Annotated in this window: 26 protein-coding genes and 1 pseudogene; 15 read left to right on the forward strand and 12 right to left on the reverse strand. The window is 64.0% G+C overall.

The genetic code is table 11. The features are described from left to right. The first annotated feature begins 18 nt into the window (after positions 1 to 18). Positions 19 to 579: a GNAT family N-acetyltransferase gene (locus AABQ55_RS28125; protein ID WP_272808235.1), complete on the forward strand. Its 561-nt coding sequence runs from the start codon at positions 19 to 21 to the stop codon at positions 577 to 579. Positions 580 to 609: 30 nt separating this feature from the next. Here the strand turns inward: AABQ55_RS28125 and AABQ55_RS28130 are convergent, their stop codons facing one another. The 9 genes from AABQ55_RS28130 to AABQ55_RS28170 form a co-directional block, all read right to left on the reverse strand. Then, the gene (locus AABQ55_RS28130; protein ID WP_272808234.1) at positions 610 to 1836 is read right to left on the reverse strand and encodes a M20 family metallo-hydrolase; all 1227 of its coding nucleotides are present in this window, start codon (positions 1834 to 1836) and stop codon (positions 610 to 612) included. A gap of 70 nt (positions 1837 to 1906) precedes the next feature. After that, entirely contained in the window at positions 1907 to 3406 is a 1500-nt protein-coding gene (locus tag AABQ55_RS28135) for an aldehyde dehydrogenase family protein (RefSeq protein WP_272808233.1), read from the reverse strand. A gap of 25 nt (positions 3407 to 3431) precedes the next feature. Then, entirely contained in the window at positions 3432 to 3731 is a 300-nt protein-coding gene (locus tag AABQ55_RS28140) for a putative quinol monooxygenase (protein WP_244770637.1), read from the reverse strand. Between the two features lie 31 nt (positions 3732 to 3762). Further along, positions 3763 to 4476: an ABC transporter ATP-binding protein gene (locus AABQ55_RS28145; protein ID WP_272808232.1), complete on the reverse strand. Its 714-nt coding sequence runs from the start codon at positions 4474 to 4476 to the stop codon at positions 3763 to 3765. Then, positions 4466 to 5188, reverse strand: coding sequence for an ATP-binding cassette domain-containing protein (locus AABQ55_RS28150; protein WP_272808231.1), 723 nt, complete (start codon positions 5186 to 5188; stop codon positions 4466 to 4468). Before AABQ55_RS28150 ends, AABQ55_RS28145 begins: the two co-directional genes overlap by 11 nt. Beyond that, positions 5188 to 6222: an ABC transporter permease subunit gene (locus AABQ55_RS28155; RefSeq protein WP_272808230.1), complete on the reverse strand. Its 1035-nt coding sequence runs from the start codon at positions 6220 to 6222 to the stop codon at positions 5188 to 5190. Before AABQ55_RS28155 ends, AABQ55_RS28150 begins: the two co-directional genes overlap by 1 nt. Then, positions 6219 to 7085 carry a branched-chain amino acid ABC transporter permease gene (locus tag AABQ55_RS28160; protein ID WP_272808229.1) on the reverse strand — a complete coding sequence of 289 codons (867 nt, stop codon included), beginning with the start codon at positions 7083 to 7085 and terminating at the stop codon, positions 6219 to 6221. The genes AABQ55_RS28155 and AABQ55_RS28160 overlap by 4 nt, the downstream gene beginning before the upstream one ends. A 66-nt stretch (positions 7086 to 7151) precedes the next feature. Beyond that, on the reverse strand, positions 7152 to 8369 hold the full coding sequence (locus AABQ55_RS28165) for an urea ABC transporter substrate-binding protein (RefSeq protein ID WP_272808228.1): 1218 nt from the start codon (positions 8367 to 8369) through the stop codon (positions 7152 to 7154). Positions 8370 to 8683: 314 nt separating this feature from the next. After that, complete coding sequence (locus AABQ55_RS28170) at positions 8684 to 9880, reverse strand: substrate-binding domain-containing protein (RefSeq protein WP_244770631.1); 1197 nt, start codon at positions 9878 to 9880, stop codon at positions 8684 to 8686. 154 nt (positions 9881 to 10034) lie between these two features. On the opposite strand from AABQ55_RS28170, the gene AABQ55_RS28175 reads away from it, so the two are divergent. The 3 genes from AABQ55_RS28175 to AABQ55_RS28185 all read left to right on the forward strand — a co-directional run bounded on the left by AABQ55_RS28175 (position 10035) and on the right by AABQ55_RS28185 (position 11270). Further along, complete coding sequence (locus AABQ55_RS28175) at positions 10035 to 10451, forward strand: MarR family winged helix-turn-helix transcriptional regulator (RefSeq protein ID WP_272808227.1); 417 nt, start codon at positions 10035 to 10037, stop codon at positions 10449 to 10451. A gap of 58 nt (positions 10452 to 10509) precedes the next feature. Beyond that, the gene (locus tag AABQ55_RS28180) at positions 10510 to 10758 is read left to right on the forward strand and encodes a response regulator transcription factor (protein WP_272808226.1); all 249 of its coding nucleotides are present in this window, start codon (positions 10510 to 10512) and stop codon (positions 10756 to 10758) included. 134 nt (positions 10759 to 10892) lie between these two features. Next, a complete protein-coding gene (locus AABQ55_RS28185; RefSeq protein ID WP_244770710.1) occupies positions 10893 to 11270 on the forward strand; it encodes a DUF4112 domain-containing protein in 378 nt (125 codons plus the stop codon). A gap of 127 nt (positions 11271 to 11397) precedes the next feature. Here the strand turns inward: AABQ55_RS28185 and dctP are convergent, their stop codons facing one another. Next, positions 11398 to 12498 (reverse strand): TRAP transporter substrate-binding protein DctP, encoded by a 1101-nt coding sequence (dctP, locus tag AABQ55_RS28190; protein WP_272808225.1) that lies wholly within the window; start codon positions 12496 to 12498, stop codon positions 11398 to 11400. Between the two features lie 148 nt (positions 12499 to 12646). Here dctP and AABQ55_RS28195 point away from each other — a divergent pair, with 148 nt between their 5' ends. From AABQ55_RS28195 to AABQ55_RS28205, 3 genes are all read left to right on the forward strand, one after another. Beyond that, positions 12647 to 13282 carry a TetR/AcrR family transcriptional regulator gene (locus AABQ55_RS28195; RefSeq protein WP_272808224.1) on the forward strand — a complete coding sequence of 212 codons (636 nt, stop codon included), beginning with the start codon at positions 12647 to 12649 and terminating at the stop codon, positions 13280 to 13282. A 238-nt stretch (positions 13283 to 13520) separates the two neighbouring features. After that, a complete protein-coding gene (locus AABQ55_RS28200; protein ID WP_272808223.1) occupies positions 13521 to 14003 on the forward strand; it encodes an iron chelate uptake ABC transporter family permease subunit in 483 nt (160 codons plus the stop codon). Then, positions 13946 to 14815: a bile acid:sodium symporter family protein gene (locus AABQ55_RS28205; protein WP_244770627.1), complete on the forward strand. Its 870-nt coding sequence runs from the start codon at positions 13946 to 13948 to the stop codon at positions 14813 to 14815. Before AABQ55_RS28200 ends, AABQ55_RS28205 begins: the two co-directional genes overlap by 58 nt. Positions 14816 to 15059: 244 nt before the next feature. On the opposite strand, the pseudogene AABQ55_RS28210 reads toward AABQ55_RS28205, so the two are convergent. Then, positions 15060 to 15164, reverse strand: a pseudogene (locus tag AABQ55_RS28210) (membrane dipeptidase); the annotation flags it as partial. 169 nt (positions 15165 to 15333) lie between these two features. Here AABQ55_RS28210 and AABQ55_RS28215 point away from each other — a divergent pair. The 6 genes from AABQ55_RS28215 to AABQ55_RS28240 all read left to right on the forward strand — a co-directional run bounded on the left by AABQ55_RS28215 (position 15334) and on the right by AABQ55_RS28240 (position 21815). Continuing rightward, the gene (locus AABQ55_RS28215) at positions 15334 to 16344 is read left to right on the forward strand and encodes a substrate-binding domain-containing protein (RefSeq protein ID WP_272808222.1); all 1011 of its coding nucleotides are present in this window, start codon (positions 15334 to 15336) and stop codon (positions 16342 to 16344) included. Between the two features lie 31 nt (positions 16345 to 16375). After that, on the forward strand, positions 16376 to 17653 hold the full coding sequence (locus AABQ55_RS28220; protein ID WP_272808221.1) for an ABC transporter substrate-binding protein: 1278 nt from the start codon (positions 16376 to 16378) through the stop codon (positions 17651 to 17653). A 123-nt stretch (positions 17654 to 17776) separates the two neighbouring features. Then, complete coding sequence (locus AABQ55_RS28225) at positions 17777 to 18628, forward strand: carbohydrate ABC transporter permease (protein WP_244770624.1); 852 nt, start codon at positions 17777 to 17779, stop codon at positions 18626 to 18628. After that, positions 18625 to 19458: a carbohydrate ABC transporter permease gene (locus AABQ55_RS28230; RefSeq protein ID WP_272808220.1), complete on the forward strand. Its 834-nt coding sequence runs from the start codon at positions 18625 to 18627 to the stop codon at positions 19456 to 19458. Before AABQ55_RS28225 ends, AABQ55_RS28230 begins: the two co-directional genes overlap by 4 nt. A 12-nt stretch (positions 19459 to 19470) precedes the next feature. Next, positions 19471 to 20529 carry an ABC transporter ATP-binding protein gene (locus tag AABQ55_RS28235; protein WP_272808219.1) on the forward strand — a complete coding sequence of 353 codons (1059 nt, stop codon included), beginning with the start codon at positions 19471 to 19473 and terminating at the stop codon, positions 20527 to 20529. Between the two features lie 23 nt (positions 20530 to 20552). Continuing rightward, on the forward strand, positions 20553 to 21815 hold the full coding sequence (locus tag AABQ55_RS28240) for an MGH1-like glycoside hydrolase domain-containing protein (protein WP_272808218.1): 1263 nt from the start codon (positions 20553 to 20555) through the stop codon (positions 21813 to 21815). On the opposite strand, the gene AABQ55_RS28245 is transcribed toward AABQ55_RS28240, so the two are convergent. Further along, positions 21785 to 22768 (reverse strand): LysR family transcriptional regulator, encoded by a 984-nt coding sequence (locus tag AABQ55_RS28245; RefSeq protein ID WP_244770620.1) that lies wholly within the window; start codon positions 22766 to 22768, stop codon positions 21785 to 21787. The genes AABQ55_RS28240 and AABQ55_RS28245 overlap by 31 nt on opposite strands. Positions 22769 to 22942: 174 nt before the next feature. Between AABQ55_RS28245 and AABQ55_RS28250 the strand changes: the two genes are divergently transcribed. Next, positions 22943 to 24148: an ABC transporter substrate-binding protein gene (locus AABQ55_RS28250; RefSeq protein ID WP_272808217.1), complete on the forward strand. Its 1206-nt coding sequence runs from the start codon at positions 22943 to 22945 to the stop codon at positions 24146 to 24148. Between the two features lie 18 nt (positions 24149 to 24166). Then, positions 24167 to 24949, forward strand: coding sequence for an ABC transporter ATP-binding protein (locus AABQ55_RS28255; protein WP_244770618.1), 783 nt, complete (start codon positions 24167 to 24169; stop codon positions 24947 to 24949). Position 24950: the final 1 nt, after the last annotated feature.

Genomic DNA, 24950 nt, shown 5'->3' on the forward strand with positions numbered 1-24950 from the left:
CTCAAGCGAGGACACGAAATGATCGACACGGAACGTATGATACGCCTTGCCGGGCGCCGGGAACTTGACGCCGTGGCTGCTCTTGTTGCCGATGCTTTCGCGCACTATCGGGGAGTTTTGCCGGCGCACATCTTCGATCCCTATTTGAAGGACTCGTGTGATTTCGCGAGCCGGTGGGGGCAGACGGACATTGCGGTGCTCGAGATGCAAGGGTGCCTCGTCGGGACGGTCACCTACTACGCAGACGCATCGCATGAGGGAATGGGCTGGCCTTCCGGCGTTGCAGGACTGCGAACATTGGCCGTCGCACCGTCGGCACAGGGGCATGGCTACGGTCGCGCACTGTGTTCGTGGTGCATAGGGCGCGCCCGCCAAGATGGAGCACATGCGCTCACGCTGCACACTGCCGAGTTCATGACGGCGGCATGCAAGCTGTATGAGGGCCTCGGTTTTCGCAGGCAACCTTCACACGACCTGGCGGCGTCAAGCGTTCTCGGGTTCGGTCCCGGCCTGGCCGATCAGATGATCATAGCATACGCCCTGCCGCTCGCGGATGCTGGACATGCGCCCGACCACTGATCGGCTGGTACGGAGGAGATCGAAGGAATTTCAAATGCCTGTGGAGGACTGGTGCAAAATGATGCTTTCGAGCAGCACTTGGGCTCCCAAAACGCAATGCTCCTTCCGTGCACTTTCGGCTGGGTTGTGGCTCAGGCCGTCTTTGCATGGAATAAAGATCATCGTCGTCGGCGCGATGCGCGACACATGGACAGAGTCATGGCCGGCGCCGGAGACGATATCGCGCCTGCTGGTTCCGAGCCGTTCCGCGGCACGTCGAACCGTTTCAATGCAATCATTATCAAAATGCACGGCCGGGCTGATCCAGACCGTCTGGAGATGCGCGCGCTTGCCGCACTGCTTCCGGATGAGATCTGTCACTTCGATCTCCAGTGAGTCGAGCCCGCCGTCTGTGACGTGGCGCAGGTCGAGGCTCATGCTCAGCTTGCCCGGAATGACGTTCCGGGAGGGCGAGTTGATCGACAGCTGGCCCGTCGTCGCCATGCCGCCCAGCTTGCGGGCTATTTCCTGGGCGCCAAGGACAATCGCGGCTGCGTCGGCGAGCGCATCGCAGCGCATGTCCATCGGTGTGGAGCCAGCATGGGCTTCCTGACCGGTGATGGCAAGATCGTACCAACGCATCGCCTGGACGCCGGTCACGACGCCGATCTCGATATCTTCCCGTTCCAGAACCGGCCCCTGCTCGATATGCAGTTCGAACATGGCGGCCAAGGACGTTTCTCCCAAGGGGGTCTCGCCGCGGTAGCCGATCTTTTCGATGGCTTCGGCGAAGGAAACGCCGCCGGTGTCGAGGCGGCTGTCCACAAAGGCTTGGTCGAAGACGCCGGCATGCGCGCCGGAGCCGAGCATGGCGGGCGCGAAACGAGCGCCTTCCTCGTTCGTCCAGTTGATGAGCATCACCGGATGCTCGGTTTCATAACCGGCGTCGTGCAACGTCCGCAGGACTTCCAGCCCGGCAAGAACGCCGAGGATTCCGTCGAACTTGCCCCCGGTTGGCTGCGTGTCGAGATGGCTGCCCATGGCGATTGGCAGTGCATGCTCCCTGGTGCCGGGGCGTGTCGCAAACATATTGCCGACCGTATCGACTTTAAGGCTGCAGCCGATGGCTTCGCACTGTTCGCGAAGCCAGTCGCGAACCTTCTTGTCTTCCGGTGAAAGCGTAAAGCGACGGATGCCGCCATCCGGGCCGGCGCCGAAGGCGGCGGTTTGCGTGATCGTCCGCCAAAGGCGTTCGCCGTTGATCGTCAGGTTGTGCATGCGTTTTCACTTCTTGCTCCGATACCGGAAGGGTTGGCGCGGCGGTTGAAGCCGCCACGCCGCAGGGTGGTCACAGCGCGATGCCGACGGATTTCACCTCGGTATAGAGAAGAATGGCCTCATAGCCCTGCTCGCGCCCCCAGCCGGACTGGTTGAAGCCGCCGAAGGGAAGCGCGGGGTCGATGACGTGGTGGGTGTTGACCCCGACCGTGCCTGCCTTCAGCTTCTTTGCGACCTTGTGGGCACGGCTGACATCGCGCGTGAAAACGCTGCCTGCCAATCCGTAGATCGAGTTGTTGGCCTCCTTGACGACGGAGTCGATATTGTCATCGTCGAAGGTGGCAACGACGAGGACCGGCCCGAAGATCTCTTCCTTGACGACAGACATGTCGGAGGTGGTTTCCGTCAGGATCGTCGGTTCGAGGAAGTATCCTTCCGTTCCCGCACGATTTCCGCCGCAATAGAGCTTGGCGCCATCGGCAAGTCCTGCCTTCACATATGCACTGACGCGGTCAAACTGCTCCTGGGACACAAGCGGCCCGATCTGGGTCTTCGGATCGAGGCCGACGCCGATCGACATGGATTCGGCGAAGGCCTTAAGGCCGGTCAAGATGGTATCGGCGATGTCCTTGTGCACGTACAGGCGGGTTCCGGCGGTGCAGGTCTGCCCCATATTGTAGAAGATGCCGTAGGCAATGGCGGGGATTGCAACAGCCGGGTCGGCGTCGGCAAAGACGATCATCGGCGACTTGCCTCCGAGCTCGAGCGAGACCTTCTTCAGGTTTCCCTTGGCCGCGTCGAGGATCTTCTTGCCAACTTCGGTGGAACCGGTGAAGGCGACCTTGTCGACATCGGGATGGGCGGCGAGGGCCGCGCCTGCCGTTTCGCCATAGCCTGTCACCACGTTGAAAACGCCAGCGGGGAAACCGGCCTCCTCGACGAGTTCGGCAAGACGCAGGGCCGTCAGCGGCGTCTGCTCGGCCGGCTTGAGGACGATGGTGCAGCCCGCAGCAAGCGCCGGGGCCACTTTCCAGACAGCCATCATGAAGGAGAAATTCCACGGCACGATCTGTCCGCAGACACCTACGGGTTCCCGCAGCGTATAGGCATGGAACGGAGCGCCAGCCGACAGCGGGATGGTCTGACCGCAGATTTTCGTGCTCCAGCCGGCCATGTAACGCAGCAGCTCGTAAGAAAAGGCAACGTCGCCGTTCCTGGCGTCCGTCACCGGTTTGCCATTGTCCAGCGCCTCGAGCTCCGCCAGTTCGTCCGCATGCCTTTCGACGAGATCGCCGAGCTTCCAGACGAGCTTTCCGCGGTCGGCCGGCGTCATGTTGGCCCATGGGCCGTCATCGAACGCCTTGCGGGCGGCGGCAACGGCGCGGTCGATATCGGCGGCCTTGCCCTCCGGGACACGATCGAAGGCCTTGCCGGTTGCGGGGTCGATGACGTCGATGGTGCCACCTTCCATAGCCGGAACCCACGTGCCGTCGATATAGAGCTTCTTTTCCTTCGCCACGAAGCGGGCAGCATCCGCGCCTAGGCGCTGGAGAGTTACAGGTGCGTTCATGATACTTTGCTCCCCTCGTCGATGTTCAGGCCTTGGCGGAAATTTCGTTGGCGGTGATCAGGATGACCTCACCGTCGAGGATCGGCTTTGCGATGCCGAAGAAGCGGGCGACGACGTCGGAATTGTTGTGCAGGTCCATCGCGGCGCGATCGACAAAGCGCTCGTATGTGGCAAACAGGCAGGGATCCTGCGCATCCTGGGAAATATGGAAGCCGATCGTGTCCGGCTCGTTGGCGCGCACATGCTCGGCGACTTCGAGCAGGGCCTGGGCCATGGTCTGCTCATAGCCCTTGCGGGCGCGGATGACGGCGGTGATGGTGATCATGATGACCTCGTTTTCTGGGTGTTGAAGGAGATCAGGCGGGCAGGAATTCGCCCGCCAGATCGGCGTCGTGCAGTTTGGCGGGGTCGATCTCGCCGGAGAGCTGGCCGCGCTTGATGACGAGGACGCGGGTGGCGAGATCGCTGATGAATTCGAGGTTCTGCTCCACGAGCAGGATCGAAAGGTTGCGCGAGCGGGCGAGGGCCTTCAGCGTGTCCTTCATTTCCTCGATGATGGACGGCTGAATGCCCTCGGTCGGCTCGTCGAGCAGGATCAGCTTGGGATGGGCGCACAGGCAGCGGGCAAGGGCGAGGATCTGCTGCTCGCCCCCGGAGAGCACCCCGCCGGCCCGCGACAGGATCGGCTTCAGCCGCGGCAGGTCCTCGATCACCTGATCGATGATCGCCTTGGCCTGTTTCGGGCTCTGGTGGGGGGCGCCGACGCGCAGATTGTCCATTACGGAAAGCGCCGGGAATATCTGGCGCCCTTGCGGGACATAGCCGATGCCGGCGCGGGAGCGAGCGGCGGGAGAGGCGCTGGTCACGTCGCGACCGGCAAGATGGATGCTGCCGCCAGTCGGGACGATGTGGCCCATCAGCGTGCGCAGCAGCGTTGATTTGCCCATGCCGTTATGGCCGAGAATGCCGACGAACTCGCCTTCCGCAATCGACAGGCTGATCCCGAAGAGGATCGGAATGCGGCCATAGCCGGACTGAAGGTTCTCGGCGGTCAGGAGATCAGGCGCCATGTTTTTTCCCCAGATAGACGTCCCGGACGGTCTGGTTCGCAAGGATGCTTTCCACATGGCCTTCCGCGAGGATGCGGCCCTGATGGAAGACGGTGACCTGGTCCGCGATCATGCGAATGAAGTGCATGTCATGCTCCACGACCACGACGGTATGGGTGCGGTTCAGATCGCGAATGATGGAGGCGAGGCGCTCCACCTCGCCGTCGGTCATGCCGGCGGCCGGCTCGTCGAGCAGCACGAGATCCGGATCGCTGGCGACAACCATCGCCAGTTCCACGAGCTGGCGCTGTCCATGGGCCATGCGCCCGAGTACGTTGCCCCGCAGCGGTGAAATGCCCACCCGCTCCATCACATCGGCGATCTTCTCCTCCCGTGCGGCAGCGTTCCGAACCGTGCGGAGCGCAAGCCAAAGGTTCTCGTGGGTGGTGAGACCGTCGAACAGGCTGGGCACCTGGGTCTTCACCCCGATGCCGGCACGGGCGATGTCATGCCGCTCCTTGCCGGCAATATCGGTGCCTTTGAAGAGGATATGCCCCCGGGTTGGCTTGTGGGTACCGGTGAGGCAGCGGAAGAAGGTGCTCTTGCCGGCGCCGTTGGGGCCGAGAAGGCAGCGCAGCTCGCCCTTCTTCAGGCGGAAATCCACGCCGTCGAGTGCCTTTACGCCGCCGAAATGCATGGCGACATCCCGCGCTTCGAGGAGATAGCCGCTCATCATGCGGCCTCCTCGCGCATATGTCCCGGGGACCCGCGGGGCGGGGTGGCGATGCGGGCAAGGAGCGCGGCGAGGGCCGGCTGGATGCCGCCCGGTACGAAGACCACGAAGACGACCAGCACCAGCCCGAGCACGATGTTGGGGTCGATAAGGCCGAGCTTGCCGAGTGCCGCCGCCGCGATTTGCAGGGCGAAGCAGGCCGCGACTGGGCCGAAGAGCGTGCCAAGGCCGCCGACCACGACCCAGATCAGCACCTGCGCGGCCATGGAAAGGCTGAACATGGTCGGGCTGACAAAGACGGAGTTGGCGAACAGCAATCCGGCCAGCCCCGCAATGCCCGCGGAGATGACGAAGATGGCGAGCTTCAGGCGCCTGGCATTGTAGCCGAGCAGTTCCGCCCGCACCTCGTTTTCCCGCACGGCAATCACGGCGCGGCCGAAGCGGGTGGTGATCAGCCTCTTGCAAAGGGCATAGGTTGCAAACAGGGCGATGCAGGCGAGCGTGAACAGGTTTGCAGGGGACAGCGGGATGCCGGTGAACGGCATTGTCAGCAGCGGCGTGTTGGGAATGCCGTTGAAGCCGCCGAGCCGCGCCTCGCCGATCCGCCAGGCGTCGCCGCCGGTGCTGTTGATCAGCTTGAACAGGATGAGCGTGACGGTGAGTGTGATGACACCGAGATAGACATCGCTGAGACGGCCATAGAACAGGAAATAACCGAGGCCGGCGGCAAAAAGGGCGGGAATCGCGATGGCGAACGCAGATGCCAGCGTTGTGTCGCCGAAGTTGATGGCGGCAATGGCATAGGCATAGGCGCCGAGGCCGAAGAACGCCGACTGGCCGAAACAAAGGATACCGCCGTAGCCCCAGAGAAGCGCAAGGCTCAGCGCAAAGACGCCCATGGACATGTAGAGCGTCACGTTGATCAGCGTGTAGAGCGGCGCAACCTTCGGGAAGATGACGATCGCTGCCAGCATGGCGACGGCTGCGAGCGCGACATGCGTGCCGCTGGCACGGCAGAACGTGGACAATGTCATGGTGCCCCCTTGAAGATGCGGCCGGTGATGCCTGTCGGCAGGAGGCGCAGGAAGATGGTGGCAGCCAGAAGCAGGGCCACGTCGCCGAGAACCGGTGTGGTGATGAAGGTGGAGACCGTGTTTATGCTGCCAAGCAGGGTCGAGCTCAGCGCCGTGCCGGTGATGACGCTGGCGCCGCCGGTGATGACGGTGATGAAGGCCTTGGCGACATATGCGACGCCCATGGTGGGCAAGACGCCGGATATCGGCGCAAGCAGCCCGCCCGCCAAGCCGCTGAGGGCGGAGCCGATCGCGAAGGTGACGGCGTAGACCCGCGAGGGTTCGATGCCGAGGGACGAGGCCATTTCCCGGTTCTGCATGGTTGCCCGGGCAACCAGGCCGACGCGGGTGAAGCGCAATATCGCGTAGCCCGCGGCAAAGACGACGAGGGCGATGCCGGCCAGCACGAAATCATACGCGCCGAGATTGTATTCACCGATGCGGAAGCTCCCGACCGGGGCGGCGACGCCGACGACGCGATTGCCGAAGAAGGTGGTGGCGAGCCCGATGAGCAGCAGGCTCAGGCCCCAGCTTGCCAGCATGGTGTCGACCATGCGGCCATAAAGACGGCGCATCACAAGGCGTTCGACCAGCACGCCGAGCACGGCCACGCTCAGCGGCGCGATCACCAGCATGGCGAGCCAGATGTTGATGCCGGCCTGCACGCTGAAGATGGCGGCAAAGCCGCCGAGCATGATGAACTCGCCATGGGCGAGGTTGATGACCCGCATCATGCCGAAGATGACGGCAAGCCCGACGCTGACAAGCGCGAGATTGCCGACGGCTCCAGCGATCTGGAGCAGCACAACAAGAAGATAGTCCACTGGATTTGTCCCGTATGGGCTCCCGGTGCGCGGCCTGCCACGCGCCGGGAGGCAATGCGTCCGCGGCTACTGGATGACGTATTGCTGGTTGTCGTTCGGGTTGGCGACCAGGTCGCAAACGGCAGCCGTGTCGGCTGGCGGCTGGTTTGCGAAGCTTTCGAGGATTTCGAAGCTGTGGTCCTTGACCCGGCCGATATGGACGTCCGTGGCGCAATGGTGCGTCTTGGGATCAATCGTCGAGGAGCCGCCGGGGCCGTCCACCGTCGAGCCGCTCTCGATCGCCTCTATGACCGCCATGCGATCAAGGGAGTTCGCCTTCCTGACGCCGTTTGCCCAATGGTGGACGGCGTTGTAGGTCGCCGAGGCGTGCTCGGTCACATAGGGCGCCTTGTCTCCGAACTTCTGGTGGTAGCGTTTCACGAAGGCCTCGTTGGCCGGCGACTTTATCTCCTGGAAGTAGCCGAACGCGGCCATGACGCCATCGGATTCGGCGGGTGTCAGGACGATGTGCTCGTTACCGCCTCCGAAAGACGTGGAGACGATCGGGATCTGGCCTGCCATGCCCGCCGCCGCCCACTGGCGGAAGAAGGACATATGGTTGCCGCCCACCAGGAGCGTATAGATCACGTCGGGCTTTTCGCGCTGAATCTTCTGGATCGCCGCGCTGAAATCCGTGACGTCGAGCGGGAAGAATTCGGCGGCAATGACTTCGCCGCCGGCTTGCGCGGTAAAGTCGCGTACCCACTTGGCGGAAATCTGACCGTAATTGTAGTCCGCTGCCAGAACATAGACCTTCTTGCCGAAGTTCTTGACGGCAAAGGGCATCAGCTGGCCGATCGTCTGCGAAGGGGTCGAGCCCGTCAGGAAGGTGTTGCGGTCGCAGACACCGCCCTCGTAGAGCGGCGAGTAGAAGTAGAGCGTCTGGTAACGGCCGAGGATTGGCCGGATGGCTTCGCGGGAGGCGCTGGTGATGCCGCCGAAGACCGTTGCAGCCTGCAGGCTCGTTGCGGCTTCCGTCGCAAACTGCGTATAGAGTTGGATGTTGGATTGCGGATCGTACTTCTGGACCTTGATCTGGCGACCGAGCAGGCCGCCGGCCTCGTTCAGTTCGGAAACGGCAAGATCGAGGCAGGCGTCGATCGGCTGGCCGTAGATCTCGAGACCGCCGGAAAGATCGTAGATGCTTGCGATCGTGATGTCGTCGGCCGCAAAGCTGCGATTGACCCACGGTGCGGTCAGAACAGCGGCCGTGCCGCCGAGAAACAGGCGTCTGCTGATTTTCATGAGTTCACCCTCTTTTATAGCTCCGGATAGGCGCACGAATCCGCTCCGGCAGGCGGCAGCCTGCAGGCCCGGCCCGAACCGGAAGGAAGCGGGCAGGAGGATTTCATGCGGTCGATATGTTTATATATTCAATATTTTCTTTTTCAAGTATTTTTATAAGGCGACAGGTTTTGTCTTCCGCAGCCCTTTGGCGAAGCTGGAAAGCGCTTTCAAAACAGCCGGATGGGGAAGATGCGGCGCACGCCTTTCAAGCGCGGTCCGGATTTGCGGGCTGAACCTGTGCTATCTGTTTATCGAAGCTCGGAAATTCCGGATCAGGCGTTGTCGAAGCTGCGCAAGACTTCGAACTCGGTGCCTTCGGCGCGGGCGAGATAGGTCGGCCCGGAGGCGACGCCGTTTCGAACCGTGGTTACGCCGCGCGGGCTTTCGAAGCTCAAGCCTTCGAAGGCCTGCGACAGGGCATCGATTTCAAGCGACTGCGCGCGGGTTGCCAGGGCGCCGAAGAAGCGAAGGCCTTCATAGCAGGCTTCGCTCAACACGCCCTGCACGGGCGCCGTCACGCCAAAAGCATCCCGGTAGCGTTTGAGAAAGGTGTGGTTCTCCGGCGTCTGCAACGCACTGAAATAGCCTGCGGCACAAAACAGGTTCTCGGTATTGTCCGCGCCAATCGCCATCAGCGTATTTTCCTCGACAGCGCCCGACAGGCGCAGGATATGGCGGGAAAGGCCGCGTTCGGCAAACATGCGGTTGAACGGCACGCATTCCGAACCGACAAGGGAGAGGAAAACGATATCGGGATTGGCCGCCTCGATCATATCGACAAGGTGGGTCGTGTCATAGCCAAGCCCGACATACTCCTCGCCGACGACCGCTCCGCCACGCCCCAGAACGAAATCGCGCACCCAGTTGTGCGAAGCCCTGGGCCAAACGTAATCATTGCCGACCAGAAACCAGCGCCTGGCCGCCTGATTGTCCATGAAATGGCTGACCGGACCTGAAAACTGCCTTTCGGGCACCTCGCCTATGCTGAAGACCTTCTCGCTTTCCGTGCCGCCTTCAAAGAGCGGCGCGAAGACATAGGGCACACGATCGGCCAGCGCACGGGCGAGTTCGACCCTGACGGAGGAGAGGTGGACGCCGATCAACGCATTGGCGCCCTGGCGCTCGACAAGGTCGCGGGCGCGCTCGACAACGGCTTGCGGGCTGCCGCCGGCGTCGGCCGCCAGAAGCTCTATCTGCCGGCCAAGTATGCCGCCTTTTTCGTTGAGCTCCGCCGCCGCGAGAACGGCGCTGTACTGGCAGGATGGCCCCCAGATCGCATCCGCGCCCTGAAAGGGAACCAGCAGCCCGATCCGGATGGGCTCACGCTTGCGCGACGCAAACGCTTTGTGTCCGCGCGCGTTTTGCGAAAACGGAAACGAACCCCGGGGAGCCTTTGGCAGACGCGAGGAGGTCGGGCCGCGCATCCATATGCTGCGGGCGCCACCGGCCAGGGCGAAATCGAGCGTCACGGCATTCTCCCCTTTTTGTTTTTCGCTCCACCCCAGACACACGCTCCGCAATGCCGGATTGTGAATGTTTTGTTTTCGTTGGCGCCAGCCTATGCGGCAGGACAGAAGCACTATATATACAGTTTCCGATTAAACAATTGCTGATTAAAGAATCATGGCCGAACGCTTGCTCAACGAACATCTTTCGCATCTGCTTGCCCAGGCAAATCGCCATCTGAGCCGGCAGTTGACGGCCGAGGGCGTGTCGCTGGACCAGTGGCGCCTGATGAAGGTTCTTTCGGAATCAGGCGGCTTGCCGATGGGCAAGCTCGCGGAGGAGTTGGCGCTAAACCTGCCGACGCTGACAAAGCTGGTCGATCGCATGGTGCAGGACGCTCTGGTCTACCGGGTTCCGGATCCGGCGGATCGTCGCAAGGTCCGCATGTTCCTGTCCGACAAAGGCGCCGCGATGCTTGCGTCGCAAAACAAGCGGGTCGAGGAGCATGAGGCCAAGGTCGAGGACAGCTATGGCAACGAGGATGCCCAGCGCCTGAAAACCATGTTGGAGAGCTTCATCAAGCAGATCGTTTGACCTCGATGAAACGAATCCGGTTGTTTGCTGTAAGCTAGACGACGTCCTCAGCCTGTCGATGGCGCGCGCGCTCGAAGCAACGGATGTCGCGAAGGCCGTCGCCCGGTTGGAACGGCATCGGGCTGCTTTCGTCCTGATGTTCACCGATATCCAGATGCCGGGCGACCGCAACGGCTTTGACCGCGCGCAGGAGGTCGCCGAACGATGGCCGTCTCCGGAGCAGCTTCCCGAGCGAGTGGTCTTCATCCGGAAACCGTTCCTTCCCGATGGCGAAAAGCCAGGGACGCTGAAGCGGAAGGAGGCGTAGTCTGCAAAGCCATCCAAAGGTCGGTGCGATCTCCGGAATTCATGGCGGTGATGTGCCTCGTGCCGGCTCATGCCATTGCGGTCAGCTGGAAACGGCGGGCTGGCAGGACTACCTACACAGAGTACAGGTGGGCGATGAACAAACATAATCTACCGATCGAACGACTGGCACGCCTCCGGAGGATGCGCGGCTTGGCACGGCTGATGGATACGGCGCTGCGCATTCCCGGCACGCGGGTCTCGCTTGGGGCGGATTCAGTCCTGGGCCTGATCCCCGGCATCGGCGATTTTGCCGCAGCCGCCGTCAGCCTCGTCATCGTCAATGAGGCGCGTCGTCTCGGCGTCCCGAATGACAAGCTCGTCAGGATGCTGTTCAATGTCGGGTTCGACACGGTTGCGGGAAGCGTGCCGGTGCTTGGCGACGTCTTCGACGTCTATTTCAAGTCCAACCATCGTAATCTTCAATTGGTGCTGGACCACTTCGGGCTCGATCATGCCGACCTCGATCGCTAGCTCCACTTCCGCGGCACGGCGGTCGTCATCATCTCATCGCCTATTGCTTCGCCGCGGTGGTTGACGCGAACTCCCGCTCAGGGCAGGGCTATGACGTCCTTGGGAGGTTTTCGGCTCCGGCGAGCGCTCACCCGACAAAATCGTCCATAACTGACGTGACCTTCCCGACAACGACGTCGGCGTCCGCAACGCCCTGTCCCTTTTGTTCTCCTGCCCAAGCGGCCTGCACCTCCTTGTACCGGGTGGCTGCCTGGAACTGCCGCACCTCCGCAGGTTCAAGGATCCGTACGGTCGCACCGGCCTTCCTCAGGTCCTCCAGCTGCGCGTCGAAGCTCTTGTCCATGGCAGCACCCAGTGTCTGGTAGGAGCTTCTGGCGGCACGACGGATGGCGTTCCTGTCTTCCTGCGCAAGGCTGTTCCAGACATCCTTGTTCATGGACAGGATGTAGACATGGCCTAACCACAAATCCCTTGAAACCAGCACATGTGGTGCTGTTTCGTGAACTTTCAGCATGTAGCCGCTGTCGACGTTCACCATGAGGCCATCCAGTTCCTTCGCCTTCAAGGCGGCGGGGATTTCCGGTCCCCAGTGCATGGTCACGGGCATAGCCCCGGTGTTCTTGAGGAAATCCAGATGCCAGAAGCTGGCGGATCGCCACTTGCCACCCCGCAGGTCTTCCAGGCCGGCCATGGGCGCGTTGCGGAAAAACGCCACCGGATATCCCGTGCCGAAATAGATCTGGACGATGTTGTTCTTGTCCAGCTCCGCCGGGAAGGCGGGGACTTCCGCATAGACGCGCTCGAAGAAATCGATCTGCCGGCCGCCGACCGGACCAGTGATGAAACTCTTGAATATCTGGTGCAGCGGCAGCTGCCTTGCGGTGTATTCCGGCACGACGGTGCCGATGTCGGTGGTTCCATCGGTCACGGCGCCGAGTGCGTCATAGGCTGCGGCGATCTCGCCGTTCCAGTGATCCTCGATCTTGAGGCGTCCGTTCGATTCCGCCTCGATCGCCGGAAACACGACGTCCTTGAGGAAACGGGTTCGCATTCCGCCGAGCGGCTCATGATCGCTGAACTTGAGGACACGGGGCGCCTGGGCCATCGCCTTGGAAGCCGTCATCGACAGCGCGGGCGCGGATGTGACGGCGGCTGCACCGGCGGCGGACACCAGGAACCGCCTGCGGGTCATCCGGGGTCCACTCCAACCTTTGATATCATCGATCATCTCGTTGTCCTTTGCTTGCCGCGACCTGAAACCGAGCTTTGCACGCCATCGCTGGAGGCTGTCGTTGCCCGTCGCTCCGGACGCCGCGCTTGACCAGCAGGTGATGTCGTCAATATAACTGAACAATCCTTCACTTCGGTATTCGCATTTGGAAAGCGCCGTTCCTCAACGACTCCAGCCACGAAAACCGCCTGTCCAGGCGCGCGCTGGCGCGACTATCGAAGCCATTCACGAGGCTGCTATTCAGGTTTTGCTCTCGGAGGGTCTGGCACGGCTGACGACGACACGGGTGGCAGAGCGCGCCGGGGTTTCGGTCGGCACGCTCTACCAGTATTTCCCGAACAAGGATGCGCTGCTCTATGCGATCCTGCTGCGCCATTTCGAGGACATGGCCGAGGCGATCGAGCGCGTCAGCGCCGACGGGGCCAAACGACCACTTTCCGATCTCGCCGACAGCATCGCCGATGCCTATGTCTCCGTGAAGATCGCGCGTCCCGATGCAACGACCGCTCTTTACCGGGTCGCCGGCGCGATAGATCAGTTCCGATTGTCCGCAGGTGTCTACAAGCGGCTGGAAACGGCTGTCGTAAGGGGGCTCGAAAACGCCTCCGATGCAAGATACGGCGATTTCGGGCGGGTCGCCTTCACGCTTCTGTCAGCCCTTGCCGGGCTCTCTCGCGGAAGCTTCGGCGCCTTGGCTTCAGGGCCCGAGGTGCTCAGCAGATTTCGCGAGGAGGCCCGCCTCTTGTCGAGGGCTTACCTCCGGGCAGCCGCGGACGACTGACGAGCAAGTACAAGCAGCAAGATGATCCCGATGGCCGTGACCGGCCATGGCAAGGCTGATCCCATCTTTCCTCAAAATCGCTGGACGCCTGCGATAAAGGAAACCGCCACCGGCATTCTCCTTGATGACGTGGCCGAAGGCCTGTTCCCACGCCCGTACAGAATGCCACCTGCGGGGAGGCTGGAGCCCCCGCGCCGGGCGTCTGCTATTGGGCTTGTCAGGCGGCGCCCGCGAAAATATGAAGGAATTCATCATATTTGGGGCAGGCTTTCATGAGCGCAATGGCGGTAAAGGAAACCCGGGTCTCGGCCGCACCTCCAATCCGCTCGCCGCGCCGGAGGCCCTCGGTGTTTCGCGCGGGGCGACGATCGCCGTGCTGCTTGTTGTCGTCTCGACGACGGCGCTCGATCCGGTCCTTTTCTCCATCGGCGCGGCGGCCGGCGCCTTCACCGTCTCGGCGGGCATCGGCCTTGCGCTCGTGCGCGGCCGGGCGCGGCCGGAGCGCACGCTGCTCGGTGGCCTTGCCGTCACCATGATGGCGGCGGCGGGCGGCGGCGTGCCGGCCGGGATGCGCGACACAGGCCGGTTGCATTCCGGGGGCCGATGGATCAAAGCTAGGCGGCCGGGCGGGACCGTAACGCCTCTGTTGGAAAGAGCAGTCGCATGGAACAGTCCGTCCTCATCGACATCGGCCTGCCGGTTGCCGTCTTCATCATCATGACGGGCATCGGCATGACGCTCGCCCCCGTTGATTTCCACCGCGTGGCCATGCGGCCGAAGGCCCTGATCTGGGGCATCGCGGCCGCGCTCCTGCTTCTTCCGCTGGTGGGTCTGTCGCTTGCCGTGCTCATGGGCCTGCCGCCGGAAATCGCGGTCGGTCTCGTTATCGTTGCCGCTTGCCCGATCGGCACCACGTCCAGCCTGTTTTCCTACCTCGCGCGGGGGGACCTGGCGTTGTCGATCGCGTTGAGTGCCGTCGGCAGTCTGGTCGCGATTGCGACGCTGCCGCTTTTCGCCAATTTCGCGATCGAACGCCTGAGTGACGGCGATGCCCGCATCTACCTCCCCGTGCTGCGCACGATCGGGGTGATGATCACGATCATCCTGTTTCCCGTGATCGTCGGCATGGGGATCCGGCACAAGGCCCCCGCTCTTGCCGTCCGTGCGGAAAAGCTGGTCGGCGCCTTTGGCCTGGTGGTGCTGGTGGCACTGATCGTCGGAATCGGTATTTCGGTGTATGAGCGATGGCTGGAGATTCTCGTCAATGCGGGGCCGGCGGTCATCGCCCTGGTTTTCTGCGCGATCGCCCTCGGTTTGCTGGGTTCACGGGTGCTTGGCCTGTCTGCTGCCGAGGCCGTCACGGTGACCCTTTCGATCAGCATTCGAAACGCGGCGATCGGCATGGTTCTCGCAATCACCATGATGCACTCGCCGGAAGTGGCCGTACCGCCGGCATTGTTCGGCCTTTTGATGTATGCGACCGGCTTCGGCCTCGTTGCCTATGGTCGCATGACCATCAAGGCTCAAGCCTGAGGCGTCGTGGCGCTGTTCGGCAAGATTTTCCTTCACGAGCATCTCGGGGCAGCCAGCACAGGCCCCGGCCGTGTGTGGCAACCTCGCGCAGGCCGACGCTGATCGAGTTTTCGTGCACCGTGCGGCGTTGGAACGGCCTGTCGGCGAAAGCCGCAGGGCGGTACCGAAGAACGAGACCTGGCCGTAGTCCAGATAGGGCACCTTGATCCGGCTCTGCGCGGCATGCGCGAGAACGTCATCGTGGTCGCAGGTCGGCGGCGTCCTTCATGTCGTCCGAAATGACCGTGCCGTCGAAGTCCGAGCCCAGCGCCACAGGGTCGATCCCGATGCGCTCGACGATGTAGTCGATCGACATGCCGCATCAGCCCCGCATCGTGCAGAAGGTAGAGGAGGACGGCGCCGACCGCCTCCTTCGATATGGAAGACCGCGGCGAAGCGCATCGCCAATTCCCCAAAACGTTTTGGGCTTGACGTCCAAAACGTTTTGGGGAATCAAATAGGCCATCGGGAGGAATGGCATGTCCAACATCAAGCAACTTGCGAAGGCTCTCGGCCTGTCGATCACAACGGTTTCGCGGGCCCTGGACGGCTATCCCGATGTGTCTGCCGCCACGCGGGAGCGCGTGCGCCTGGCCGCCGAGAAAGCCGGATACCACCCGAATGCCTGGGCGCGCCGGCTGCGCAAGCAGCGGGCCGAGCTGGTCGCCGTTCCGCTGCCGAGCGATCCTGGCCATATCGGCCCGCCGCACTTCCTGGACATGCTGACGGGCTGCGCCGAGCACCTGGCCAATGCGGGCCTCAACCTGGTGATCGCCCCGGTCCCGCGTGGCGAAAGCGAACTGGAACTCTGCCAGCGCTTCGTCGATGGCCGCCGCGTCGACGCCATGCTTCTCGTGCGAACCAGGCGACAGGACGAGCGCGTCGAATTCCTGCAGTCGCGAGGCATTCCCTTCGTGACCAACGGTCGGACGGAATCGCCCGTGCCCCATCCCTTCATCGATGGCGACGGCTTTGCCGGCTTTCACCGGGCAACGATGCGCTTTCACGCCGTCGGCCATCGCCGCATCGGCCATATCGCCGGGCCGCAGGAATACTATTTCGCCCATGTCCGGCGCTGCGGCTGGCAGGCGGCCATGGAGGAGCTCGGCCTTGACGCCGATCTTTGCGCCGAGGGCGTGCCGATAGAGCAGGGCGGCTACCGGGCGGCGCTCGAATTGCTCGGCCGGCCCGATCGGCCGACCGCGCTCGTCTGCGCGACGGACGAAATGGCGATCGGCGCGCTCCGGGCGCTGCGCGAAGTGGAGGGCGGCGCGGCGGTCGACGTCGTCGCGCACGACGACCTGCCGATGGGCGCGTTCACCAGTCCGCCGCTGTCGACCATGCGCATGACGGGGGAGAATCTCGGCGCGAACTTCGCCTCGCTCCTGCTGCGCGCCATTGCCGGCGAGCCGGCAGAAACCCTGCAGGAGCTGCATGGCATCGAATTCGTCGATCGCGAGAGCCATCGCCGCAGCGCGCTGACGCGCTGAGCACATTCACATCGTTGATAAGGAGGAGAACATGAAACGATTGCTGTCATTTGGAATCCTGGCCACGATCGTTGCGGCGCTCGCTTCGCCGTCGCTCGCCCAGACGGTCTTTCTCTCCACGCAGCTCCGCCCGATCGAGGAGGCGACGGTCGTCCGCGAGGAGATTCTCAAGGGGCTTGACGCCCCGGTCGATTACATCGTTGAGGAGCCGCCGCAATTTGCCGTGCGCATGGAAGCCGAGCGCCAGGCCGGCAAGCACACGATCAGCCTCGTCGGCGCGCTTCACGGCGAGCTGTCGCCCATCGCCGACAAGGACGCGCTGGAGCCGCTCGACACGCTGGCCGCTAAACTGGCCGAAGCCGGCATGCCGCAGTCCTTCCTCGACCTCGGCAAGCTCGGCAAGTCCAGCCAGCAGTACATTCCCTGGCTGCAGGCGACCTATGTGATGGCCGCCCACAAGGATGCGTTGCAATACCTGCCGGAAGGCGCCGATGTGAAGGCGCTGACCTACGACCAGCTCATCGCCTGGGGCAAGGCGATGCAGGAGGCGACGGGCCAGCCGCAGATCGGTTTCCCGGCCGGTCCGAAGGGGCTGATGGCGCGGTATTTCGAGGGCTATTTCTATCCGTCCTTCACGGGAGGGGTGGTGCGGACCTTCCGCAATGCCGATGCGGTCGCCGGCTGGGAGACGTTCAAGGAGCTCTGGTCGGTCGTGACGCCGAACTCCACCAATTACGACTTCATGCAGGAGCCGCTCGCCGCGGGCGAAGTGATGGTCGCATGGGACCACGTCGCGCGCCTCAAGAACGCGATCTCCGCCGCGCCCGACGACTATGTCGTCTTCCCGGCGCCGGCCGGCTCGAAGGGGCGGGGATACATGCCGGTCATCGCCGGCCTTGCGATCCCCAAGGGCGCACCGGATGTGGTCGGGGCGACCGCCGTCATCGAGCATCTGACGAAACCGGATACGCAGCTCCTGACCGCCACGCATGTCGGCTTCTTCCCGACCCTCAACATCGACCTGCCGACGGATCTCGATCCGGGCGTCGCGCTTCTGGCCGGCGCGGTCAAGGCGACGCAGTCGGCCGAGGATGCGGTCATCTCGCTGCTTCCCGTCGGCCTCGGCGACAAGGGCGGCGAGTTCAACAAGGTCTACATGGACAGCTTCCAGCGCATCGTCCTGCAGAACGAGCCGGTCGCCGATGTCCTGAAATCCCAGGGCGACGTGCTTGCCAAGCTGATGGCTGACACCGGTGCGGCCTGCTGGGCGCCGGATGCCGCAAGCGATGGGGCCTGCCCGGTGGAATAAGCCTCCCAAGGCAACCGCGGCCGGGCCTTCGTGCCCGGCCGCATCCCAGACGTCCTGCCGGGGCGGAGGGCCAGAGGCCGCCTCCGCTCGCGGTGCGCTGCATGTCCTGCGAGGCAAGAGCCCATGACCAATGATCGCCCCTGGCTACCCTATGCCCTGATACTGCCATCCGTCGCCTTTCTCGCCCTGCTCTTCGTGGTGCCGCTGGTGCAGACCGTGTGGCTCGCGCTGTCGGAAAACGGCGCGCCGTCGCTTGCCAATATCCGCACGATGGCGGGCGACATCAATTTCGCCCGGTCCGTGCAGAACACGTTCCTGCTGGCGCTCGCCGTCATCCCCGTGCAGATCGCCATCGCCCTTGCCATGGGCACGCTGGTCTCGAAGATCGGCGCGGGGCGCGAGACGATCCTGTGGATCTGGACCATTCCGCTCGGCATCTCCGATCTTGCGGCCGGCATGGTCTGGCTCGCGATCCTGCAGAACACCGGCTATCTCAACTCGCTGCTCTTCGGCCTCGGGCTGATCGAGCGGCAGACCGCCTGGCTCACCTACCAGACGCCGGTGGCGCTCTTCATCGGCATCGCGATCGCCGAGATCTGGCGCGGCACGGCGATCGTCATGGTCATCATCGTCGCCGGCCTCAACCAGGTGCCGAAGGAATTCCGCGAGGCGGCCGAGGTCTTCGGCGCCGGCCCGTGGACGCGCTTCTGGCGCATCACCCTGCCGCTCATCCGCCCGGCGCTGCAATCGGCGCTCATCCTGCGCACGGTTCTCGCCTTCGAGGTCTTCGCCGTCGTCTACGCGCTCGGCGGGCGCAATTTCCCGGTCCTCGTCGGCGAGGCCTATGCCTGGCAGAACCAGAACCAGAACTATGGCGTGGCCGCTGCCTATGCGGTGCTCATCATGGTCATCTCGCTTGCCGCCACCCTCGTCTATCTCAAGATCGTCAAGGTCGATCCGGAGCGCCTGCCATGAGCACAGCCACGAAGACTGCGGGATTTTCCTCCTCGCGCCGACTCCTTCTTTGGAGCGGCATCGCCGCGCTCTGCTCCTGGGTCATCGTTCCCATCTATCTGGTGGCGATCGGCGCGCTCGGCGGGCGCACGGGCGTCTACCAATGGCCGAAGACCGGCCTGCCCACCGGCCTGTCGATCGAGCCTTTCCTCCTGTTCTTGAAGACCGAGGGCGTCGTCCAGAGCTTCCTCAACTCGCTCGGCGCGGCCGGCATCACCGTGGCGCTGTCGATCCTGCTCGGTGCGCCCGCCGGCTATGCGCTCGCCCGCTACACCTTCCCCGGCAAGGACGGCTACAGGCTGCTCGTTCTCCTCACCCGCGCCTTTCCGCTCGCGATCCTGGCCCTGCCGCTCACCGTCTCCTTCATCCGGCTCGGGCTCTACGACACGATCGTCGGCGTCGGCCTCATCCACACGGTGCTGGCGCTGCCCTTCGCCGCGCTCGTCACGCAGGGCATCTTCCTCGGCGTGCCGCGGGAACTGGAGGAGGCCGCCTGGGTGTTCGGCTGCACGCGCCTCCAGGCCTTCTTCAAGGTGGTGGCGCCGCTGGCGCTGCCGGGCATCGTCGCCACGGCCGTCTTCGCCTTCGTCATCTCATGGAACGAGGTCTTCGCGGCCTCCGTCCTGACGGTACGCAACCGCACGCTGACGGCCTACCTGCTGACGGTCCTGTCGGAAAGCCCGATGCACTACCGCTTCGCGGGCGGCCTCCTTCTCATCCTCCCCTCGGTCATCTTCATCTTCGCGGTCAGGCGCTACCTGTTCGCGATCTGGGGCATTTCCTCGAAATAACGGGACCAAGCCATGGCCAATATTGTCATAGACCGCATCCGCAAGGCCTTCGGCGCCTTCGAGGCCCTGAAAGAGGTCTCGCTGACGATCAACGACGGCGAGTTCGTCTCCCTGCTCGGCCCTTCGGGCTGCGGCAAGACCACGCTCCTGCGTATCATCGCCGGGCTCGAAAGCGCGACCGCCGGCGATATCCGCATCGGCGACCGCTCGATCATCGGCCTGCCGCCGAAGGAGCGCGGCCTTGCGATGGTCTTCCAGAACTACGCCGTCTTCCCGCACATGACCGTCTACGAGAACGTCGCCTTCGGCCTGCGCATGCAGAAGGCCGACGAGGCACGCGTGAAGAAGCAGGTCGAGAAGGCGGCCGGCCTTCTCCACATCGAGCCCTATCTCGACCGCTATCCGAACAAGCTTTCGGGCGGCCAGCGCCAGCGCGTGGCCGTCGCCCGGGCGCTTGCCGTCGAGCCGAAGGTGCTGCTGATGGACGAGCCGCTCTCCAACCTCGACGCGCTGCTGCGCCTGGAGATGCGCACCGAGCTCAAGACGGTGCTGCAGGCGGCCGGCACCACGACGATCTACGTGACGCACGACCAGACGGAGGCCATGGGCCTTTCCGACCGCATCGCGGTGATGCACGGCGGCGTGGTCGAGCAGGTGGGTGATCCAGTGGAGATCTACAACCATCCCGCCACGCGCTTCGTCGGCGGCTTCATCGGCAATCCGCCGATGAACTTCATCACCGTGCCGGTGGAGCGCGGCCATGTGGCCGCGGGGACGGAACAATTGTCCGTGCCGCAGGGCGCCGGCGACAGCGTGGTGCTCGGCCTTCGCGGCGAGGCCGTGGCGCTTGTGCCGCGCGAGGCCGGATTGGAGATGCAGGTCAGGGTGGCGGAGCCGATGGGCTCGCATCTCCTCCTGACAGGCTCGATCCAGGGACAGCCCGCCCGCGTCGTCCTGCCGCCGTCCGAAGCGGTCCGGAGCGGTGACGTGATCGGCCTCAGGCCCGACCGGAACCGCATCACCTGGCTTTCCCCGGAAAGCGGCAAGTCCTACCCGCCGTCGGCGGCATGAACACAGAAACATCAGAGCAGACCATGACAGACCATATCCAAGAAGCCAGACGCATCCTGGCCGTGAACGACCGCGGCGGTTATACGGTCCCCACCGACCGTCTCTATCCTTTCCAGTGGAACTGGGATTCGGCCTTCGTCGCGATGGGCTTTGCCCTCTACGACGTCGACCGGGCCTATCGCGAGCTGGAGCGCCTTGCCGAAGGCCAGTGGGCCGACGGCATGATCCCGCACATCGTCTTCCACCAGCCGAGCGACACCTATTTTCCCGGTCCCTCCGTCTGGCGCACGAAGCACGGCATTCCGACGTCGGGGATAACACAGCCGCCGGTCTTCGCCATTGCCCTTCGCCAGGTGCACGACGCCGCGGACGAGGGGGCAAGGGAGCGCACGCTTGCGCTCTATCTTGCCGCACTCAAATGGCATCGCTGGTGGTATGCCGCCCGCGACCCGGAGGGGACCGGCCTCGTCGCGCTGCTGCATCCCTGGGAAAGCGGCAGCGACAACTCGCCGGCCTGGGACGCGGCGATGGCGCGCGTGCCGACCACCACCACGACGCCCGTGGTGCGCAAGGACATCGGCCATGTGCATGCGGACATGCGGCCGCGCGACGAGGACTATCGCCGCTTCATCCATCTGTTGGATACCTATGCCGACTGCGGCTGGAACCCGGCGGATCAATGGGCGAGGGCGCCGTTCAAGGTCGCCGAAATCCAGACGACGGCCATCCTCCTGAAGGCGGGCGAGGATCTGGAGCATCTCGCACGCCTGTTCGGCAGGACGGAAGAGGCGGAAGAGATCGCGGCCTTCAACGCCCTCAGCCGCAAGGCCATCCTCGGCCAGTGGCGCCCGGCGCTGTCCCGCTTCGTCTCGCGCGACCTCGTATCCGGCGCGGACATCGAGGCGGCGACGCAGGCGGGCTTCCTCCCGCTTCTCGCGCTCGACCTGGAAGCCGCGATGGCGTCGGCGGCCGTTGCGGAGATGCGGCGCTGGTCGGCCGGTCTGAAGGTTGCGTTCCCGACGACGAAGCCCGGCCTTGCCGCCTATGAGCCGAAGCGCTACTGGCGTGGCCCCGCCTGGGGCATCATCAACTGGCTGCTGATGGAGGGGCTGCGCCGCAATGGCGAAGGCGCCTTCGCCGAGGAGCTGCGGGGCTCGACGCTTTCGGCAATCGAACGCGAAGGCTTTGCCGAGTACTTCGATCCGGAAACCGGCGAGGGCTGCGGCGGCCTCGGCTTTTCCTGGACCGCAGCTGCCTATCTGTGGCTCAAAAGGGGCGGGCGGTAGGGTTCGTCGGCGGGGCTTGCGTTCGGAACGTCCGTCGAGGCCTCGGCCCGCCGGTCGCGGACGAAGAGGGGGGCATTGGTGCGCACCATGCCGCCGAGATACCCGATGACACTGCGGATGCGCGGCACGTCGCGCATGTCGCGGTGGCAGAGCAGCCAGTAGCTGCGCCGCAGGTCCACGGTCTGCGGCAGCACGATTTCGAGTTCGGGATAACGCGCCGCGATAAAATGCGGCAGCACGCAGAGGCCGAGGCCGTTGCGCGTCGCCGTCAGCTGGGCGAAGATGCTCGAGCTTTGGAAAGCCGCCTTGATCCCGCGATGAACGTCTCCGAGATAGTCCAGTCCCGGAGCGAAGATCATGTCCTCGATATAGCCGATGAAGGGATGGGCCAGCAGGTCGTCCCGCGTCGAGATGGGCGGCTTCGCGGCCAGATAGGATCGTGCCCCGTAGACATGCAGGCTGTAGTCCAGGATCTTCTCGGCGAAATAGGGACCGGCCTTCGGCGGATCGAGCGTGACGGCGACGTCGGCCTCCTTGCGCGAGAGCGACATGATCTGCTGGATCGTCACCAGTTCCAGCGAGACCGCCGGACATTGCCGCACGAAGGCCGGCAGGTGCTCGGCGAAGAAGAAGTTGGAAAAGCCTTCGGGCGCGCTCAGCCGGACGACGCCGCGCTGCGACGTCGCGCCGGAAGAGATGTCGGCCTGGAGCCGCTCCGTCTCGCCCTCGATGCGCTCGGCCGTCTCGACGAAGCGCTGCCCCATCTGCGTGAGGATGTAGCCGCGCGCATTGCGCTCGAAGAGCTTGACCTTGAGGGTGAATTCCAGCCGGTCGATGCGGCGCGAGACCGTGGCATGGCTCGTGCGGAGTTGGCGTGCCGCCGCGGAAAGGTGTCCGGTCCGTGCCACCGCGAGGAAGAACTGCAGGTCGTCCCAGGTAAACTGCGGATGCACGCGCGTGGCTCCATCTGTTCAAAAATGAACAGGCTTTGTTCGCAAATAGCCAGCCATCCGCCCTTGTGTCAACGCCGAAATTCCGGAAACTGCAAGGCGAGCCAGACGCTTTGAGGAGAGTGTCCGGACATTTTTGAACAGATTGCACTTTCGTATTCTCTGGGAGGAGAAATCATGCGCACCAGATTGATTGCATCCATGGCCGTACTGCTCGCAAGCTCCACGGCGGCCTATGCCGACGCGTCCGACGGCGTGGTGAAGATCGGCATCCTGAACGACCAGTCCGGCGTCTATGCCAATTTCGGCGGCAAGTATTCCTACGAGGCGGCCAAGATGGCGGTCGAGGACTACGGTGGCAAGGTGCTGGGCGCATCCGTCGAGGTCATCACCGCCGACCACCAGAACAAGCCGGACATCGCTTCGAACATCGCGCGCCAATGGTACGACACCGAGCAGGTGGACGCGATCATGGAGCTGACGACGTCCTCCGTCGCGCTCGCCGTCCAGGCGATCTCCAAGGAAAAGAAGAAGATCGACATCGTCACCGGCGCGGCCACGACCGAACTGACGGGCGCCCAGTGCAGCCCCTACGGCTTCCATTGGGCCTACGACACCTATTCGCTCGCCGTCGGCACGGGCGGCGCGCTCGTGAAGGAAGGCGGCGACACCTGGTTCTTCCTGACCGCGGACTATGCCTTCGGCTATTCGCTCGAGGAAAACACCGCCAACTTCGTCAAGGCGAACGGCGGCACAGTCTCGGGGGCGGTGCGCCATCCGCTGGCGACCACGGACTATTCGTCCTTCCTGCTGCAGGCGCAATCGTCGGGCGCCAAGGTGATCGGCCTTGCCAATGCCGGCCTCGACACCTCCAACTCGATCAAGCAGGCAGCGGAATTCGGCATCGTCGCCGGCGGCCAGCGGCTCGCCGCGCTGCTCTTCACGCTGGCCGAGGTGCACGGCCTCGGCCTCGAAGCGGCCCAGGGCCTGACGCTGACGGAAGGCTTCTACTGGAACCGCACGCCCGAGGCGGCCGAGTTCGGCAAGCGCTTCTTCGACCGCACCGGCGCGATGCCGAACATGGTGCATGCCGGCACCTATTCCGCCGTCCTGCAATATCTGAAAGCGATCGAGAAGGCCGGGACCGACGAGACGGAAGCCGTCGCCAAGGCGCTGCACGAAATGCCGGTCAACGACGTCTTCGCCGAAAACGGCAAGGTCGGCGCCAATGGCCGCATGATCCACGACATGTACCTCATGGAAGTGAAGAAGCCCGGCGAGAGCGACGTGGCGTGGGACTACTACAAGGTGCTCGCGACCATTCCGGGCGACGAGGCCTTCATCGATCCGGCCAAGAGCGGCTGCCCGCTGGTCTCGCAGTAAGCGGCGGCCGGTTTGGTGATGACGCTCGCCGTACCACAAAGCAAGGAGGAGCCGCGGGTGGTGCTGTCCGCCCGCGGCCTCGGCATGCGCTTCGGCGACTTCAACGCTGTCAGCAACGTGGACCTCGACGTGCACCACGCGCGCGTCCATGCCCTCATCGGGCCGAACGGCGCGGGCAAGACGACGGTCTTCAACCTCCTGACCAAGTTCCTGACCCCGACCAGCGGCACGATCACCCTGCTCGGGACCGACATAACGGGCATGGCGCCGGACCGCGTCGCCCGCATGGGCCTGGTGCGGTCGTTCCAGATCTCCGCGGTCTTCCCGCACCTTTCCGTGCTCGACAATGTGCGCGTCGCCCTGCAGCGGCCGAACGGGCTCGCCACGCAGTTCTGGCGGCCGCTGTCGGCGCTCGACCGGCTGAACGAACGCGCCGACCAGCTCATTTCCGCCGTCGGCCTCTCGGAGGCACGCAATGTCATGGCAGCGGACCTTTCCTATGGGCGCAAGCGCGTGCTGGAGATCGCGACCACGCTGGCGCTCGATCCGAAGGTCCTGCTGCTCGACGAGCCGATGGCCGGCATGGGCGGGGAGGACGTCGCCGTCGTGGCGGGCATCATCCGCAATGTCGCGCGCGATCGCGCCGTGCTGATGGTGGAGCATAACCTGAAGGTCGTCGCCGACATCTGCGACCATGTGACCGTCCTCCAGCGCGGGGAGATCCTCGCGGAGGGCGACTATCGGACGGTGAGCGAGGACCCGCGGGTGCGCGTCGCCTATATGGGCACGGAGGAGGCCTGAC

Source organism: Shinella sp. WSD5-1, from assembly GCF_963942435.1.
Classification (GTDB): domain Bacteria; phylum Pseudomonadota; class Alphaproteobacteria; order Rhizobiales; family Rhizobiaceae; genus Shinella; species Shinella yambaruensis.